The organism is Nonomuraea lactucae (assembly GCF_003313395.1).
GTDB lineage: Bacteria > Actinomycetota > Actinomycetes > Streptosporangiales > Streptosporangiaceae > Nonomuraea > Nonomuraea lactucae.
Genome location: NZ_QNFZ01001065.1, coordinates 25389 through 37492, shown reverse-complemented (window position 1 = coordinate 37492; position 12104 = coordinate 25389). Strand labels below are relative to the sequence as shown.

22 protein-coding genes are annotated in these 12104 nt (G+C 66.7%); 1 reads left to right on the top strand and 21 read right to left on the bottom strand.

Features of this window, described 5'->3' with window-relative positions; genetic code table 11:
* Positions 1-248: 248 nt before the first annotated feature.
* The 8 genes from DQW85_RS42890 to DQW85_RS47430 all read right to left on the bottom strand — a co-directional run bounded on the left by DQW85_RS42890 (position 249) and on the right by DQW85_RS47430 (position 6248).
* Positions 249-473, bottom strand: a complete 225-nt coding sequence (locus DQW85_RS42890) for a helix-turn-helix domain-containing protein (protein WP_113705473.1) — start codon at positions 471-473, stop codon at positions 249-251.
* A 15-nt stretch (positions 474-488) separates the two neighbouring features.
* Entirely contained in the window at positions 489-722 is a 234-nt protein-coding gene (locus tag DQW85_RS42885; protein WP_113705472.1) for a hypothetical protein, read from the bottom strand.
* A 324-nt stretch (positions 723-1046) separates the two neighbouring features.
* Positions 1047-1409, bottom strand: coding sequence for a hypothetical protein (locus DQW85_RS42880; protein WP_113705471.1), 363 nt, complete (start codon positions 1407-1409; stop codon positions 1047-1049).
* 89 nt (positions 1410-1498) lie between these two features.
* Complete coding sequence (locus tag DQW85_RS42875; protein WP_113705470.1) at positions 1499-1870, bottom strand: hypothetical protein; 372 nt, start codon at positions 1868-1870, stop codon at positions 1499-1501.
* Between the two features lie 510 nt (positions 1871-2380).
* Entirely contained in the window at positions 2381-3106 is a 726-nt protein-coding gene (locus DQW85_RS42870; RefSeq protein ID WP_113705469.1) for a hypothetical protein, read from the bottom strand.
* A gap of 71 nt (positions 3107-3177) precedes the next feature.
* Positions 3178-3855, bottom strand: coding sequence for a hypothetical protein (locus tag DQW85_RS42865; protein WP_113705468.1), 678 nt, complete (start codon positions 3853-3855; stop codon positions 3178-3180).
* A 1267-nt stretch (positions 3856-5122) separates the two neighbouring features.
* Positions 5123-6007, bottom strand: a complete 885-nt coding sequence (locus tag DQW85_RS42860; RefSeq protein WP_240197793.1) for a hypothetical protein — start codon at positions 6005-6007, stop codon at positions 5123-5125.
* Positions 6008-6074: 67 nt separating this feature from the next.
* Positions 6075-6248, bottom strand: a complete 174-nt coding sequence (locus DQW85_RS47430) for a DnaJ domain-containing protein (RefSeq protein WP_420819223.1) — start codon at positions 6246-6248, stop codon at positions 6075-6077.
* A 363-nt stretch (positions 6249-6611) separates the two neighbouring features.
* On the opposite strand from DQW85_RS47430, the gene DQW85_RS42855 reads away from it, so the two are divergent.
* Positions 6612-7313, top strand: a complete 702-nt coding sequence (locus tag DQW85_RS42855) for a hypothetical protein (RefSeq protein WP_162795852.1) — start codon at positions 6612-6614, stop codon at positions 7311-7313.
* 435 nt (positions 7314-7748) lie between these two features.
* Here the strand turns inward: DQW85_RS42855 and DQW85_RS42850 are convergent, their stop codons facing one another.
* The 13 genes from DQW85_RS42850 to DQW85_RS42800 form a co-directional block, all read right to left on the bottom strand.
* On the bottom strand, positions 7749-8042 hold the full coding sequence (locus tag DQW85_RS42850; RefSeq protein WP_113705466.1) for a hypothetical protein: 294 nt from the start codon (positions 8040-8042) through the stop codon (positions 7749-7751).
* A gap of 6 nt (positions 8043-8048) precedes the next feature.
* Positions 8049-8306, bottom strand: a complete 258-nt coding sequence (locus DQW85_RS42845; RefSeq protein WP_162795851.1) for a hypothetical protein — start codon at positions 8304-8306, stop codon at positions 8049-8051.
* 7 nt (positions 8307-8313) lie between these two features.
* Positions 8314-8703, bottom strand: coding sequence for a hypothetical protein (locus tag DQW85_RS42840; RefSeq protein WP_113705464.1), 390 nt, complete (start codon positions 8701-8703; stop codon positions 8314-8316).
* Positions 8700-8996 (bottom strand): hypothetical protein, encoded by a 297-nt coding sequence (locus DQW85_RS42835; RefSeq protein ID WP_113705463.1) that lies wholly within the window; start codon positions 8994-8996, stop codon positions 8700-8702. Before DQW85_RS42835 ends, DQW85_RS42840 begins: the two co-directional genes overlap by 4 nt.
* Complete coding sequence (locus DQW85_RS42830) at positions 8993-9310, bottom strand: helix-turn-helix domain-containing protein (RefSeq protein ID WP_113705462.1); 318 nt, start codon at positions 9308-9310, stop codon at positions 8993-8995. The genes DQW85_RS42835 and DQW85_RS42830 overlap by 4 nt, the downstream gene beginning before the upstream one ends.
* A gap of 15 nt (positions 9311-9325) precedes the next feature.
* Positions 9326-9520 carry a hypothetical protein gene (locus DQW85_RS45360; protein ID WP_162795850.1) on the bottom strand — a complete coding sequence of 65 codons (195 nt, stop codon included), beginning with the start codon at positions 9518-9520 and terminating at the stop codon, positions 9326-9328.
* A 102-nt stretch (positions 9521-9622) separates the two neighbouring features.
* Positions 9623-9766 carry a hypothetical protein gene (locus tag DQW85_RS45355; RefSeq protein WP_162795849.1) on the bottom strand — a complete coding sequence of 48 codons (144 nt, stop codon included), beginning with the start codon at positions 9764-9766 and terminating at the stop codon, positions 9623-9625.
* A gap of 32 nt (positions 9767-9798) precedes the next feature.
* Positions 9799-10350, bottom strand: a complete 552-nt coding sequence (locus DQW85_RS42825) for a RuvC family protein (protein ID WP_113705461.1) — start codon at positions 10348-10350, stop codon at positions 9799-9801.
* Positions 10347-10616 (bottom strand): hypothetical protein, encoded by a 270-nt coding sequence (locus DQW85_RS42820; protein WP_113705460.1) that lies wholly within the window; start codon positions 10614-10616, stop codon positions 10347-10349. The genes DQW85_RS42825 and DQW85_RS42820 overlap by 4 nt, the downstream gene beginning before the upstream one ends.
* Complete coding sequence (locus DQW85_RS42815; protein ID WP_113705459.1) at positions 10613-11026, bottom strand: hypothetical protein; 414 nt, start codon at positions 11024-11026, stop codon at positions 10613-10615. The genes DQW85_RS42820 and DQW85_RS42815 overlap by 4 nt, the downstream gene beginning before the upstream one ends.
* Positions 11023-11286 (bottom strand): DUF6197 family protein, encoded by a 264-nt coding sequence (locus DQW85_RS42810; protein WP_113705458.1) that lies wholly within the window; start codon positions 11284-11286, stop codon positions 11023-11025. The genes DQW85_RS42815 and DQW85_RS42810 overlap by 4 nt, the downstream gene beginning before the upstream one ends.
* On the bottom strand, positions 11283-11561 hold the full coding sequence (locus tag DQW85_RS42805; RefSeq protein WP_113705457.1) for a hypothetical protein: 279 nt from the start codon (positions 11559-11561) through the stop codon (positions 11283-11285). Before DQW85_RS42805 ends, DQW85_RS42810 begins: the two co-directional genes overlap by 4 nt.
* Positions 11558-11950: a hypothetical protein gene (locus DQW85_RS42800; RefSeq protein WP_113705456.1), complete on the bottom strand. Its 393-nt coding sequence runs from the start codon at positions 11948-11950 to the stop codon at positions 11558-11560. The genes DQW85_RS42805 and DQW85_RS42800 overlap by 4 nt, the downstream gene beginning before the upstream one ends.
* Positions 11951-12104: the final 154 nt, after the last annotated feature.

Genomic DNA, 12104 nt, shown 5'->3' with positions numbered 1-12104 from the left:
AGACGACGTCGGCGGGCAACCACCCCGATTTTCAGCCCAGAACGGGCCTGCCGTCAGGCAGACCGAAGACTAACCCCGCCTATCCGTACCCCCTCGATTGCATCGCCGCGCCCGCATCGCCTGCTCCACCACTAGCAGACGATCCACACGGACCACTCGCCGACCGCGGGCATCCAACGTGTTCGTCGGCCCCCGATCATCCGGCGGAAACCGCCCTTCCCCCACCTTGGCTGCGGCCTGGTCCGGGGTCACGCGGTCGGTTCGGCCAGGGCGGTCATCTTCGTCGCACGCCGACTGCGGCCGCGGCGGCGCAGCTCGGCGCCGGCCTCTTCGAGGAGGCGGTGGACGAACCCGTAGGAGCGGTCGATGGACTCGGCGATCTCGCGGACGGAGTCGCCGCCGGCGTACCGTTCGCCGATCGCCGCGGCGAGCTGGGCGCGCTCGGCGCCGACGATTCGCTTGTTGATCTTCACGAGGGGCCTTCCTGTTCAGACGGCGCGGCGGAGCTCCGCGCGGCGCTCGTCGCGGGCCTCAGGTGTCAGGGGGACGGGATCGCCACGCCAGATGCAGCCCTCGATCGTGGCCACGTCGTCGTAGTCGTAGACGACCTCCCGGCCGGCCCAGCCGAGGACACGCGCTTGGTAGCGGCGGGCCCACTGCCGGATGGTGCCCGGTTCGCGGTCGAGCCGGGCGGCGGCTTGGCGGGCGGTCGCTGGGTGCACGTCTCACCCCCGCAATGGTCGCGATCGTGGACCTACTAGGCGATTCCGGACACGTGATCACGCGAATCGACGTGTCATAGTCAACGCTCGTGAGCGATCTCGCGTGTCCGCATAGCAGGAGATGGGCGGAAAGGTGATCTTGTTAGAGGCGCTCTCAGCACTTCGTCAGGGTTTCCGCAGGTCGCAGCGTCGAACCGCGCGACGGGCATAGATCACCTGCCCGCACGAAGTGTTACACACCACGCTGGCCAGCCGCAACGTCAGCAGAACCGCTAACGCCCGATTCCAGGTCCATCCTGCAGCAACCCGGAGGACCTGAACCGACTATTCCTTTGCGGTGTAGACCCGCACAGCGCTCACAAGCGGAACAACGACGACTCCAACAGTCATGGTCAACACACACAGCCCGATCAACGCGCAAGTCCAGGAGTTGAACCACCGGAATCCGATCGACAGGAACGCCAGCACTTCACCAACCAGAAATGCGCACCCGAGCACTAGGTTGACCGTGAACCAACGGGCTACAGAGCCCATCACATCCTCGAAGCGTGTCTCCTCGTATGCGTCCAGATGCCTGATGCCGCGACGCAGCAGCCGCTGCAAGATAAAACCTATCTCCACCGACAAGGCGATCAGCAGAGTCGGGAGCACCTGCGCGGCCGTGACGTAGAACTCTTCTGAAGCCACATGATGACCATAATCAGAGTGATGATCGTTTTATCAAAAGGCGCGCGGAGTACAGGCCAAGACGGGTGCCCGCCAAGGGCAGCGGCGGATCAGGCGCCCGCCTCGTCGGCGACCAGGCCCCGCTCCTCCACCGCGCTCACGTGATTTCCGCACGCCGAGCACACGAAATACCCCACCTTCGCGTCCCACCAGAGATTCCGGTCACCACACCGGCACCGCGCCGGCGTCCAATCCGGCGCCTCCCGCAGACGGCGCTCCCAGCAGAGCACCACGTCGACCAGTTCTGTCAACTCCGGCAGCGCCAGCACCCCCGGCAGATACTCCACCAGCAGCGCAACCGCCCGGCCGCGCGCCTCCGCACCACGACCAGCCGACGCAGCCTCAGGCCAGCGCCGCGCACGCAGATACGCCGCCTCGAACCTCAGCAGATCCCCCGTCAGGCCGTCCAGCAGATCTACCACCGGCGACGGACTACCATGCGGCCGCGTCCCCGACACCCTCGACCACCTCGACGCAGGACGAAGACCATCAGCCTCCGCCGCGCGCACCGCCGCCAAATCACGCACCGCGATCAACGCCCGCCGAGTCGTCGCCCGACACCGGGCACACACAAGCGGCTCCCCCGGCCGCCAACTCAGCGAAGGCTCCACCGGCTCCGCAGGCGGCTCCCCATTCCCGCCCTCCCGCACCCAGCGATCCACCGCATCCGCATGAGCCTCCCGAGCCTCCAAGAACGCCGCCCACCGCTCGCGCGACCCCTCGTTGCACGGCCCCACACACGCCTGACCAGCCACCACACACCCACCTCCCGAGACGACCCACCACAGTACAAGATCAACTCGTTTCCGCTCGAACCAAGCCAACTTCGGTCCGCCAGCCTTCTGAGGACCGGCCCCCCGGGGGGTGATCTTGGACGCGCGACAGCCCCGCGCGCCTGGCTGGCGCGCGGGGCTCGCATCGGCGTCGTGCCGCTACGTCTGCGTGGGGCGCTTGGTCGGCTTCTGCATCTGCTCGCGCGTCCTGCGCGCGGCGTCTGTCGCCACGGTGATGGGCGTCAACGCCCCGGTGCGCGCGAACGTCCGCATGCTGCTCAGGGACCGGAGCGCGGCGATCGCGTAGGACGCGCGTTCGTTGGCCTCGCTGGTCGTGGACTGCTTACGCGCCAATGCTGCGGCCATGGTCCGCACATACACGGCGGACGAGTACGTGACGATCACGCGCCCCAGACCGTCCACGTCCACGATCACCGGTAGCGGCAGATTGCAGGCTGCCAGGATGCCGCACAGCTCGGCGACGGCTTCACGGACGGCGGCCAGAATCCCGTTAGTGTCCGGGATGGGTTCGTCCCCGGGGGCCAGGTCAGCCACGGGGACGCGCTGGATGACCTGGCCGTGCGGGCGCGTCAGGAGGTATGCGCCGTGCAGGGTGGAACGGTCGGTGTCGGCGACCCACCATTCGCCGTGCTGGTGGGCCGCCGCGCCCTTGTAGGTCACGAGTGTTCCGGCCGGTAGGTAGGTGAGGAGTGCGGCGCGGGCCGCCTGGCTGGCGGCGTACGCGGCTTCCTGGAGGTCTACCGACAGTTCGCACTTGCGGTTCAGCGTGCAGCCGGGGCAGGCGTCGCCGTGTCCCCGGTAGCGGGTGGACGCGTCATGGGCGGCGGCGGCGGCATCGATGGCGGCGGCTCGTAGCTCGTTCATGTCTCTCCCAATGTGGCGTTGGGCTGGTGATAGGGGGCGGCCCCTGCCCCGATCAGGGGTGCGCAGCGGGGCTACTGCTGGTCGGCCGACTCGTCGGCGGGCGGGGTCAACTTCGCGTTAGTCCACGCCTCGGAAAGCGCGTCCACGTCTGCCCCCGCTTCGATCGCCTTCCGCCAAGCGGGCAGGGTGTCGAGGTCGAGGTTCGCGAGCGTGACAGCGTCGGTAACGGACTTCTTGATCACGCGCTCGCGCTCGGCTTTGACCTTCTCGGCGGCCTTGACCTCCGCTGCCTTGGACAGGGCTTCGGCCTCCGTGAACGGGTCCTTGGCCTTAGCCAGTGCGGACAGGTCCGATGCGCCCGGTGCCCACATGGCGAGCACGTGATCCGGGGTGACGCCCAGCAGGCCACAGCCCCGCGCGATGCGGTCGGCGGCTCCGGCGCGGGCGGGCACGTAGTACCAGCCTGCGCGCTCCTCGTCGGTCGGCTTCGGCGTACTGGCCGCGAAGACGGCGGGCGTCGGACCGCTGTAGAGCGTCGCACCAGTTGAGCGGATGGCGACGACTTCGGCGATCGTCAGCCGCGAGCCAGTAAGCCGGTAAACCAGCGCGAACGGGTTGTTGCTGGTATGCCCTTCGATGGCGCGCTGAAGGTCGGCAATCGCGTCCTCAACCACCTCAGTGGGGGTGAGGTTCGGCGCGTCGGCGGCGGGGGTGGCGGTGCTGGTTTTGCCGGTGGCCCTGGTTGCCATGATCTTGCTGCCCTTTCGATAGGAATGTCCCTTGCCCCTGGTGGGCGGGGGCGGATTCAGCTTGCGCCAGCGCTACCGCTAACGGAATTGGTCGCATCGTCTTCGGCCTTGCGTCGCCTCGCGTACCACCACAGCAGTGTGGCGGCGAGGAGCAGCAGCACTCCGGCCGCACCTAGCCCGCGCCACCACGCGGCGGGGGTGTCGTCGGCTGCCTTGTCGGCGTCGATCGCCGCGCCTGGCTTGCCCCCGGCGGGACTGTCGCTCGGCGATGGTGACGGACTATGGCGGACGCTGGATGCGCTCTTGCCGGGCGTGGGCGTGGCAATGGTGCCACCCTTGCTAGTGCCGTCCCGTCCGGGCGTGCCGGGGTTGCCCTGCGCGCCCGTCGGACCGACAGGACCGGGGGAACCAGCGGGACCGGTGGGACCCTTCTCACCTTGGGGACCCTGTGGGCCTGCCGGACCCTGCGGACCTGGGTCACCCTTCGGACCCTGCGGGCCCCGGCCACCTTTGGGACCCTGCGGACCGGGAGAACCCTCCGGACCAGGCGAGCCCTGGGGACCGGTCGGACCGGGGATGCCCTGGGGACCCTGCGGACCTGCCGGACCCTGGGGGCCTGCCGGACCGTGCGGACCGATGATGCACTGCACCTGCGGTTCCGTCGTCGGGCACGCGGTAGGCGGGTCGGTGGCCATGGCGGCGATCCCGAACACGTCGGGTGCCGCCCTTCCTGCTGCGATGACCAGTGCGGCAGCGAGTGAGGCGCTTGCTAGCGCGCCCCCCGCCGCCCTGGTCAGTGATCGAATTTGCATGATCGGAAGCCTGTTATACGCACAACATGGCGTCAAGTGTTAGTTATCGACTTGTTGGCAATATTCACGATCTCTGCATGAATATCACGGTTAGATAACTCAATTAGGCTCGCTAATAGTTAGCCAGAGCAACGGTCCACGCCGCACCGAAGCGCACAGCCACCGACTTTCCGGCCCGCCGCCGGCATCTTCCGGCTCGGGTTGTTTCTGGGGGTGGTGTTGGTACTACTGGTTGGTGTGCTGTGGTCGCCTGTGAGCGCTTGTGGTGCTGCTGTGGTCTCTGCGTACTGCTCTAGTGGTGTTCAACCGCCCGTGTGGACTATGACACGTCTTTTGGTGGTGTTCTGAGCGGTGTCCGTTGATGCCTGTTGTAGTGCGCATGCGAAAACCCGTCATCGACGGTCAGGTGGTGTCTGGCGTGGTGTGTCGGTAACGGGTTTCGGGGTGGTGCTGGGTCAGTCTGCGGCGAGGCGGTCGGCTGCGCAGGCTCGGCAGGGTTCGGGCATGTAGGGGTGGGTTGGGCACATGCGGCCTGCGCCGCGGTGCTCGGGTCGGGGTGGTTGGGGCAGGTACTGGTGGGGGTCGCTTCGGAGCGCTCTCTGGATGTACCGGTGGGGGTTCTTCACCGCGCCTCGGGCGCGGGCGAGGATGTCGCGCCTGATCTGTGCGGCCTGGGCGGCGGTGATTGGTTGCGCGGCGAGCGGAGCGAGCTCGCGTATCACCATCTCATCTACATGGGAAAAGTCCTGTCCGTCTATCTGGTCGTCCTGGTCGCGCGGGGGGTACGGCGGGATGGATGACTGATTAGAGAAGCTCTCACGGGACGGGACGGGATGGGACGGGACGGGGTTGCGAACTTCTTCCGAAGTTCGCTCGAACGTTCGCTCGTTGTTCGCGCGAACACCTCCATGATCGTCCGGTGGTGCTGTCAGTGCGCTCCCCTCTATTTCCCCTGTTAGATCCTCGTCTCGCCTGCGTCGCGCACGCAGGTTCCTCATCCGCTCACGCGCACGTTTGCGGTCGCTGCGCACCTCATCAGCGGAAGGGTTGTAATCACACCAGTCATGGAACGCAAACCCTCTGTCAGGGCCGCGTTCCACGCGCTTCCACAGCCCTGAGGCGATGAGCTCGTTCGCGTGCTTCTTCGCGCCGGGCATCAGCCGCGGCAGCACAGCATCCGGGATGAACCCCTCGGTCAAGTTCGCCGACGACCACGACCCCGCCACCACCCACAACCCGAGCGCGGCCGGCCGCGACACGAGCGTCTTGGGGTGGGAGTGGAATCCGTCATCGACCCTGAACCACGGCATACGTGCGCCGCCCTTCCCTTCCAGAAACATGAAGCGGGGACCCGCCCACCGAGGGAAGTGGTCGAGCCCACACCGTATGCGGTACCGCTTACGAATGTCATCCGGGCCGCGGCTGCGTCCGCTCAGGTCGTACGTCTCCCGCTGACGCGGGTCGGACAACACGTCGTACGCGCCTCAGTACCTCTTTGAATCGCTCGGCCGCCGCGGTGTCGCCCGGGTGCAGGTCAGGGTGGAACTGGCGGGCCAGGCGCCGGTACGCGTTCTTGATCACGCCTCCACCTGGGCTTGGAGGCGCAGGGTGCGCTGGTGGCCGTCCACGTTAAAGCACGGTCGGCCACACGGTCGCGGCTCCGTGCACGTATCCGTTGTGGCTGCTGCCGCCGTACACCCAGCACCGCCAAGATGGGTAATCAGATCAGGGGCACCGCGCTCTCGCGCTACGTAATGACTCGGTTTCCCAACCGAGCCTGGCCTCGACCTCAGGGCACCATAAGTCCAGTAATCAAAACAGTTTGCCTCCGTCAGGTGAAATAAGTCTACCGATCGTGCCATGTATGCGACTCATGGGTGTGGGAGGCAATATCTAGGGAACTTGACAGGTTGTCCCTATCGGGAATGATGAAAGAGAAGGCTTATGATGACTATCGCTGGAAAGGCTGATCTGAGCGAACAGATCACAATGCCCTGGCCTATCAATGTCCACGCGAGAGCGAACATCAACAATGTGGAGTTTTCGGTCACAGGGACCGGGGTGCTCCGCACGAATGGGGTCTATGACGTAGACCTCAATTTCGATGAGCTCCCACCGAACTTCCATCCATGCGTGGTTGCGACGCCCGTTATCAGCACATGCTGCGGAGCTGGAGCGTCCATGCGTAATGGCGGGATCAACATGGCAACGATGGGAGTAGCCAGCTACCGTGTCGAGCGGGAGCTTACTCTCGACGGTGGTTCCATCAGGATCACAGGCACAGCCAAGCTCACACCACACTTCCTGCAGCTCGACACCGAATGCTCCGGTCAGGTCAGGTTGCCCAACGACATGGTTGGTCACTCGGTATACATCACCCGCGTGAAGCCGATGCCTGGCGAGGGCGCATTGCACGAGATCGGCCAGGGATCGTTTTTCCGCGCAAACGGCGAGGAAATCCCGGTAAAAATTACCGCACAGTACAAAGACTTCGAACCGGCCTATAACTCGCTGCCGAACCCGTTGACTAAGCCGGAATATCGGTTTGTCACCGAAGATGGAGAACTTTGGGGCCTCAATTACCGTAGCCGCCTTCACTCGATCTTCGACGGCGTCAACTCAATGAGTCTGATAGACCGCACGTAATCAGATCCTATGTTTGGGAAAGGATCACCCCAGGATAGGGCCCTCTCCAAGAGAGTAGTCCGCATGCGCCCCGCCACTCGGTGAGCGTTATCGGCTGCTGCTCGGTCCCCGGGTATCTTCCATGCTGCCGTTGAAGAAGCGGGCCAGCTTGCGCATCGCCTGCTCGGTTGCGGCCTCGCGCCGCCGCCTGACCTTCGTCGAGGTAACGGCACGCCGACCGTGCCGCCGGAGCGGCCGAGCTGGTACGAGGTGAGCTGGACGAGCACGATCGCGACCGGCTCTCCGCAAGGCGCGGATTCCGCTTTGCGGGTGACTGCGCAGACAGGGTCGTCGCCTTCGCCATCGCCGCAGCCACACGCTGCGGCCGGTAGGGTCCACCCTTGTCCTCAACGAGCCTGAACCCGTCTCCTGGGTCGTAGGGGTGACCCCGGCCCATCAGCTCGCCACCTTCCGCGTGGCCGGGCGGCGGGCCTCGTATCGGTCGAGGTAGTCGTGTCCGGCCTGGGTGAGCTGCACCTTCAACACGCCGGGCTCTGGGTGCTCTACGTCGAGTAGGCCATGCTGGGACGGCACGCGGAACGTCTCACGTGCGACGGCGTAGTCTGCACCGTCAAGCGCGAGGCGGCCGCGCCCGGTCGGCCGGAACAGCACGCCGCCGCCCTGGTCCTCGGCTACGACGCGGACGAGCAGGCGGATGGAGGCTCGCTTGAGCAGTTGAGGGGCGGTCACGAGTGATCATTCCCGGATACGGTCGACCAGGGTCTGAACGTCGGAGGTGAGCTCGGCACCGGGCGTGGCCAGCGCGTCGAGGACGATCGCAATCGCGCTTTCGCGCTCGTCGGCGCGCACTCTGGCCACCGCGGGCGCGGGAATGACCAGCAGATTGCTGGCCTTCAGCGCCGCCAGGACGTCCCGGGCGAAGTTGCGTCGGGCTGTGAACCTCAGCCAGTCGCTGGTCTTCGCCAGCGACGGCCCAACCGCGTTGTAGATCACGGTCTCCTCAAACGTCATCATCGTCGGGGGTTTCCTCCGGGTGTTCTTCCTGCTCCAGGAACCGCTTCTTGGGCAGCAGGGCGATGCCGTACTCGTCGCCGCGCCGGCCGCGCCGCATCTTCGGCATCCAGAAGGCTTCGACCACGCCGTGGTCGATGAGCGTGCCGCGCACGACCGGCATCAGGTCCTCGATCGCCATGGGGAATCGGCGGATCCCGTGGACCTCGCCCCATGTGACGTACTTGCCGTAGCCGATGGCGGTCTTGGTCTTGACCAGGCGCAGCCGCGCTTCGAACGGCTTTGGGTAGTCCCAGTGGATTTCGGTGTCGTCGGTCACCCGGCCGGGGTCGCGGACGAGGCTGCCGTGCTGGTCGAATGGCACCTTGTCGTCGATCATGTGCCTTCCTCCTCGTTGATGTTGTTGGGGCCGCGCTCGAGTAACTGGCGGGCCATCGCGGCGCCACGCGCCGTGGTGGCGGTGTTGTCGCGGATGGGCGTGGAGATCCACGAGCTTCGTCGTCTGGCGTTGGTGAGCCGCCAGCCGTGGCCGTGCATGCCCGTGACGACTTCTGCGGCGAACGCGCGTGGGTCCGACCGCTCCTCGGGCGGGAGCTGGTCCCGCTCGTACACACGGCGCGCGAGCTCCGCCACGGCCTCCGCGATCGCGCGCCGCTGCGCCGCGGCGTTCACCAGCGACTCCTCTGCCGGCGCTGGGCGTAGAGCAGCCCGTAGTGCACCGCGGCGGCGAGGTAGCGCTGCACCGATCGCGTGCTCTTGTTCAGCTCGGCCGCGATCTCCTCGCAGGTCTGGCCCTCGGCGGTGAGGCGGGCGGCGTGCCGCACCAGTTGCAGGCCATACCGGGTGGTCGGGAGCCACCCAGGCTCCAGCTCGTCCAGTGGTTCGAGGACAGGCATACCGGCGTGGGCGAGCGCGGCCAGCACATCGGCCGGGCTCCCGCCTCGGTCGAGCACCTCGCCGATGACGTCGGCTGCGGTGACGGACATGGGTCCTCCTGCTGGTCAGGTCGTGCTCTGGGTGGCGCGGAGGGCGAGCATCCGCGCGGCGGCCATGTCTTCGGGGGTGACCGGTCCCTCGACGACGGCCAGCAGCGTGGCGCCGTCGAGGGACCAGATCGCGGTCCGTCGCGCTAGCGACTTAGATCGTTTGCGGTTCCGCTTACGCTTTGTGTCGTGTGCCTGGGCGGGTGTGTTCACGTGGTGGTTTCTTGGGTTCAGGGAGTGGGAGTTGGTAGCCGACGACCTCGCCGTCCACGACCACGGGTTCGCCGAGCTCGTCGTCGAGGTTGGGCTGGTCCATCAGCCCTCGGGATCGTCGTCGCGGGTGACGCCCATGAGCCGGTAGTACGGGACGAGCAAGAAGAGGATCATGCCGACGATGAAGACGATCACACCGATCGGCTTGTGGTCGAGGTAGGTATGCCACGAAGAGGCGACGATCACTGCCAAGACGGCACGCAGGGCCAATAGGGGCGTCATGCTGCCACGGCCCCCGGCCAGGTCACTGTGTCCAGAGCCTTGCGATGCGCCGCCGGCATGGTGGCGAGCGGGTGGCCGAGGTGGTCGGCGCCCATCGCCGCCAGCATGGCTGCGTCGCACATGTCGCTGACGCCCCTGGTCACGAAAATGGGCAGACGCCGTGCCACCGCGTCCTTCACCTCATCTTTTGGGGCGTTGCCACGCCCAGTCGCGTACATCTTCAGCGTGGACTGCGGAACCTCCACCACCGGGATGCCAATCCGGTGGATCAGCGCATCTACGACGAGGTAGTACAGGTGGGCCCGCTCTCCTGCGCCACCCGCGCCAGCCTTGCCCCGGGCGAGCACGAACTTCTCGACGAGCACCAGGTCGGCGGTGTCGAGGTGGAGCAGGATCTTGTCGGCAGCCTCACGTATCGCGGTGGTGCGCTCGCCGATCGGCAGCGTTGTGATGCTGCCGCGCCCGGCCGTGGCGCACCAGCCGGTGTTGAAGGCTAGGCCAGTGCTTGTCAGAGATATGTCGCAGCCTGCGACACGGGGGGCCGTCATTTCCAATCCTTCGGTATATCGATCTTGTGCAGGTTGTGGTCGCGTACGAAGTCCAGCCAGAGCGGCAGACCAGCAGGGCCGCGGACAGCGTCCGGTGTGTGCGTCCATGCCTGCTCATCGCGGCGGGCCCTGGCGCGGCGCTGGTCCTTCCGATGGGAGGACCAGGCGAACCAGGACACCCCGGCCGCGGCCAGCACCGTCAGGGCGCCGACCACGGCCAGGACGTCCCAGACCACGTCTGCGACCTTGCTGATCATGTCGATCACGGCTGCGGCTGAGCCTCCGCCGCTGGCTGGTCCAGTTCGACCAGTTCGGACAACTCGTCGGGCTGGTCGAGCTCGTCGAGCTGTGCGCGGAGTCGCGCCTGATCGGCGTGTGCCGCGCGCAGGTCCTCCTCCGCGCGATACAGCCGCCCCGCAATCTCGGTGTGCCCGTGTACAGCTGTGCGCGCGGTCTGTAGGGCGTGCTCGTACTGCTGCTCCAGCATCTCGATTCGCCTGGCGTTGTCACGGCGGCCGCCCTCGGCGCCGACGACCACCCCCAGCAGCGCGCCAATGATCCATGCCACGAGCGCCGTGATGAACGAGAACACGCCCGCGTTGACGAATGACAACACGGCCAGACCGGCGACGAGGCCAAGGCCGAATGCCTTCTGCCATATGGGACGGATCTTCACTGAACGGCCTCGCTGGCTTCGGGCGTGGCCAGGACGTCGTCGAAGGTGGGACCCTCGTCGTCGTTCCAGTCCATGAGCCAGTCCTTCGGAGGCTGGACGTTCGACGGCTTGCGGCCCAGCGCGGCGGCGAGCTCGTCGATCGTCTCATCGGCCGCCGCGAACGCCGCCGCCACTGTCCTGGCCGTCCCCGTAGGTGAGGCAGCGGCGATGACGAGGATGCCGCAGTCCCACAGGCCCGTGTCGTCGTTGTAGCGGCTCATTCGTCGCCTCCTGACACAGGGACTCCGGCCCAGCGCAGGTCCTCTTCGGTGCACTGGGCTATCTCGACGACCTCGCCGGTCTTGCCGTCGATCGCCTCCTGGGCGTAGCGCTGAAACTGGTGTATCGCGTACGGCAGCGGCAACGGCCGGTCCGGGCAGGCGGGTGTGTCGTCCACGACGACGTACCAGTACGGGCCGGGCCACGCGTTGTAGTCGATCACGGTCAGGTCGGCGCTGCCGTCCGCGTTCACGGCCAGCATGAGCTTGCTGTTCATGCGGCCGGGGCGTCTTCCAGCCGGGCCGGCGTGGCGAGGATGGGACGAGGGTCGGCTTTGCAGGCGTCACCGGCCGGGACCTGCTCGCCGTTCACTTCGTGGTAGTAGCCGAAACCCGTCATCCAGACCGCTACGCGGCCGCAGCCGCACATGATCTGCTCCGGCCCGGACTGGCCGGGGACGCGGCGCTGCTCGCCGACGCGGATCAACCAGTCGAGCTGCCGCGCCCTGTCCTTCAGCATGGCGATTTCCTGGTCGGCGGCGATGCGCACCTGCTCCATGCGGACGTGCAGTTCGTCCCGCTTCTCCGTGAGCATCTTGATCGTGTCGTCGGTGATTGCCGGTTCGACCCCGAGCGGGTCGGCAGGGCTGATGTTGTCGCTGGTCATGAAGAATGAGTCCTTGCGGAAGGGGTTGAGAAGTTGGAACCGTCCGGGCGCCCGGTCCTCGCGCTGGCAGCAGACGCCCGGACAGGGGTTATCGGGTGTAGCCGCGCTCGGCGCGCTGGACGACGGCGTGGCCGCCGATGGAGTAGAGGTCCAT

Coding starts and splice junctions, on each gene's coding strand:
- DQW85_RS42870 (WP_113705469.1), bottom strand. CDS start 3,106: ATGAACGAGCTACGAGCCGCCGCCATCGATGCCGCCGCCGCCGCCCAT.
- DQW85_RS42865 (WP_113705468.1), bottom strand. CDS start 3,855: ATGGCAACCAGGGCCACCGGCAAAACCAGCACCGCCACCCCCGCCGCC.
- DQW85_RS42860 (WP_240197793.1), bottom strand. CDS start 6,007: ATGTTTCTGGAAGGGAAGGGCGGCGCACGTATGCCGTGGTTCAGGGTC.
- DQW85_RS42855 (WP_162795852.1), top strand. CDS start 6,612: ATGATGACTATCGCTGGAAAGGCTGATCTGAGCGAACAGATCACAATG.
- DQW85_RS42840 (WP_113705464.1), bottom strand. CDS start 8,703: ATGATCGACGACAAGGTGCCATTCGACCAGCACGGCAGCCTCGTCCGC.
- DQW85_RS42830 (WP_113705462.1), bottom strand. CDS start 9,310: ATGTCCGTCACCGCAGCCGACGTCATCGGCGAGGTGCTCGACCGAGGC.
- DQW85_RS42825 (WP_113705461.1), bottom strand. CDS start 10,350: ATGACGGCCCCCCGTGTCGCAGGCTGCGACATATCTCTGACAAGCACT.
- DQW85_RS42810 (WP_113705458.1), bottom strand. CDS start 11,286: ATGAGCCGCTACAACGACGACACGGGCCTGTGGGACTGCGGCATCCTC.
- DQW85_RS42805 (WP_113705457.1), bottom strand. CDS start 11,561: ATGAACAGCAAGCTCATGCTGGCCGTGAACGCGGACGGCAGCGCCGAC.
- DQW85_RS42800 (WP_113705456.1), bottom strand. CDS start 11,950: ATGACCAGCGACAACATCAGCCCTGCCGACCCGCTCGGGGTCGAACCG.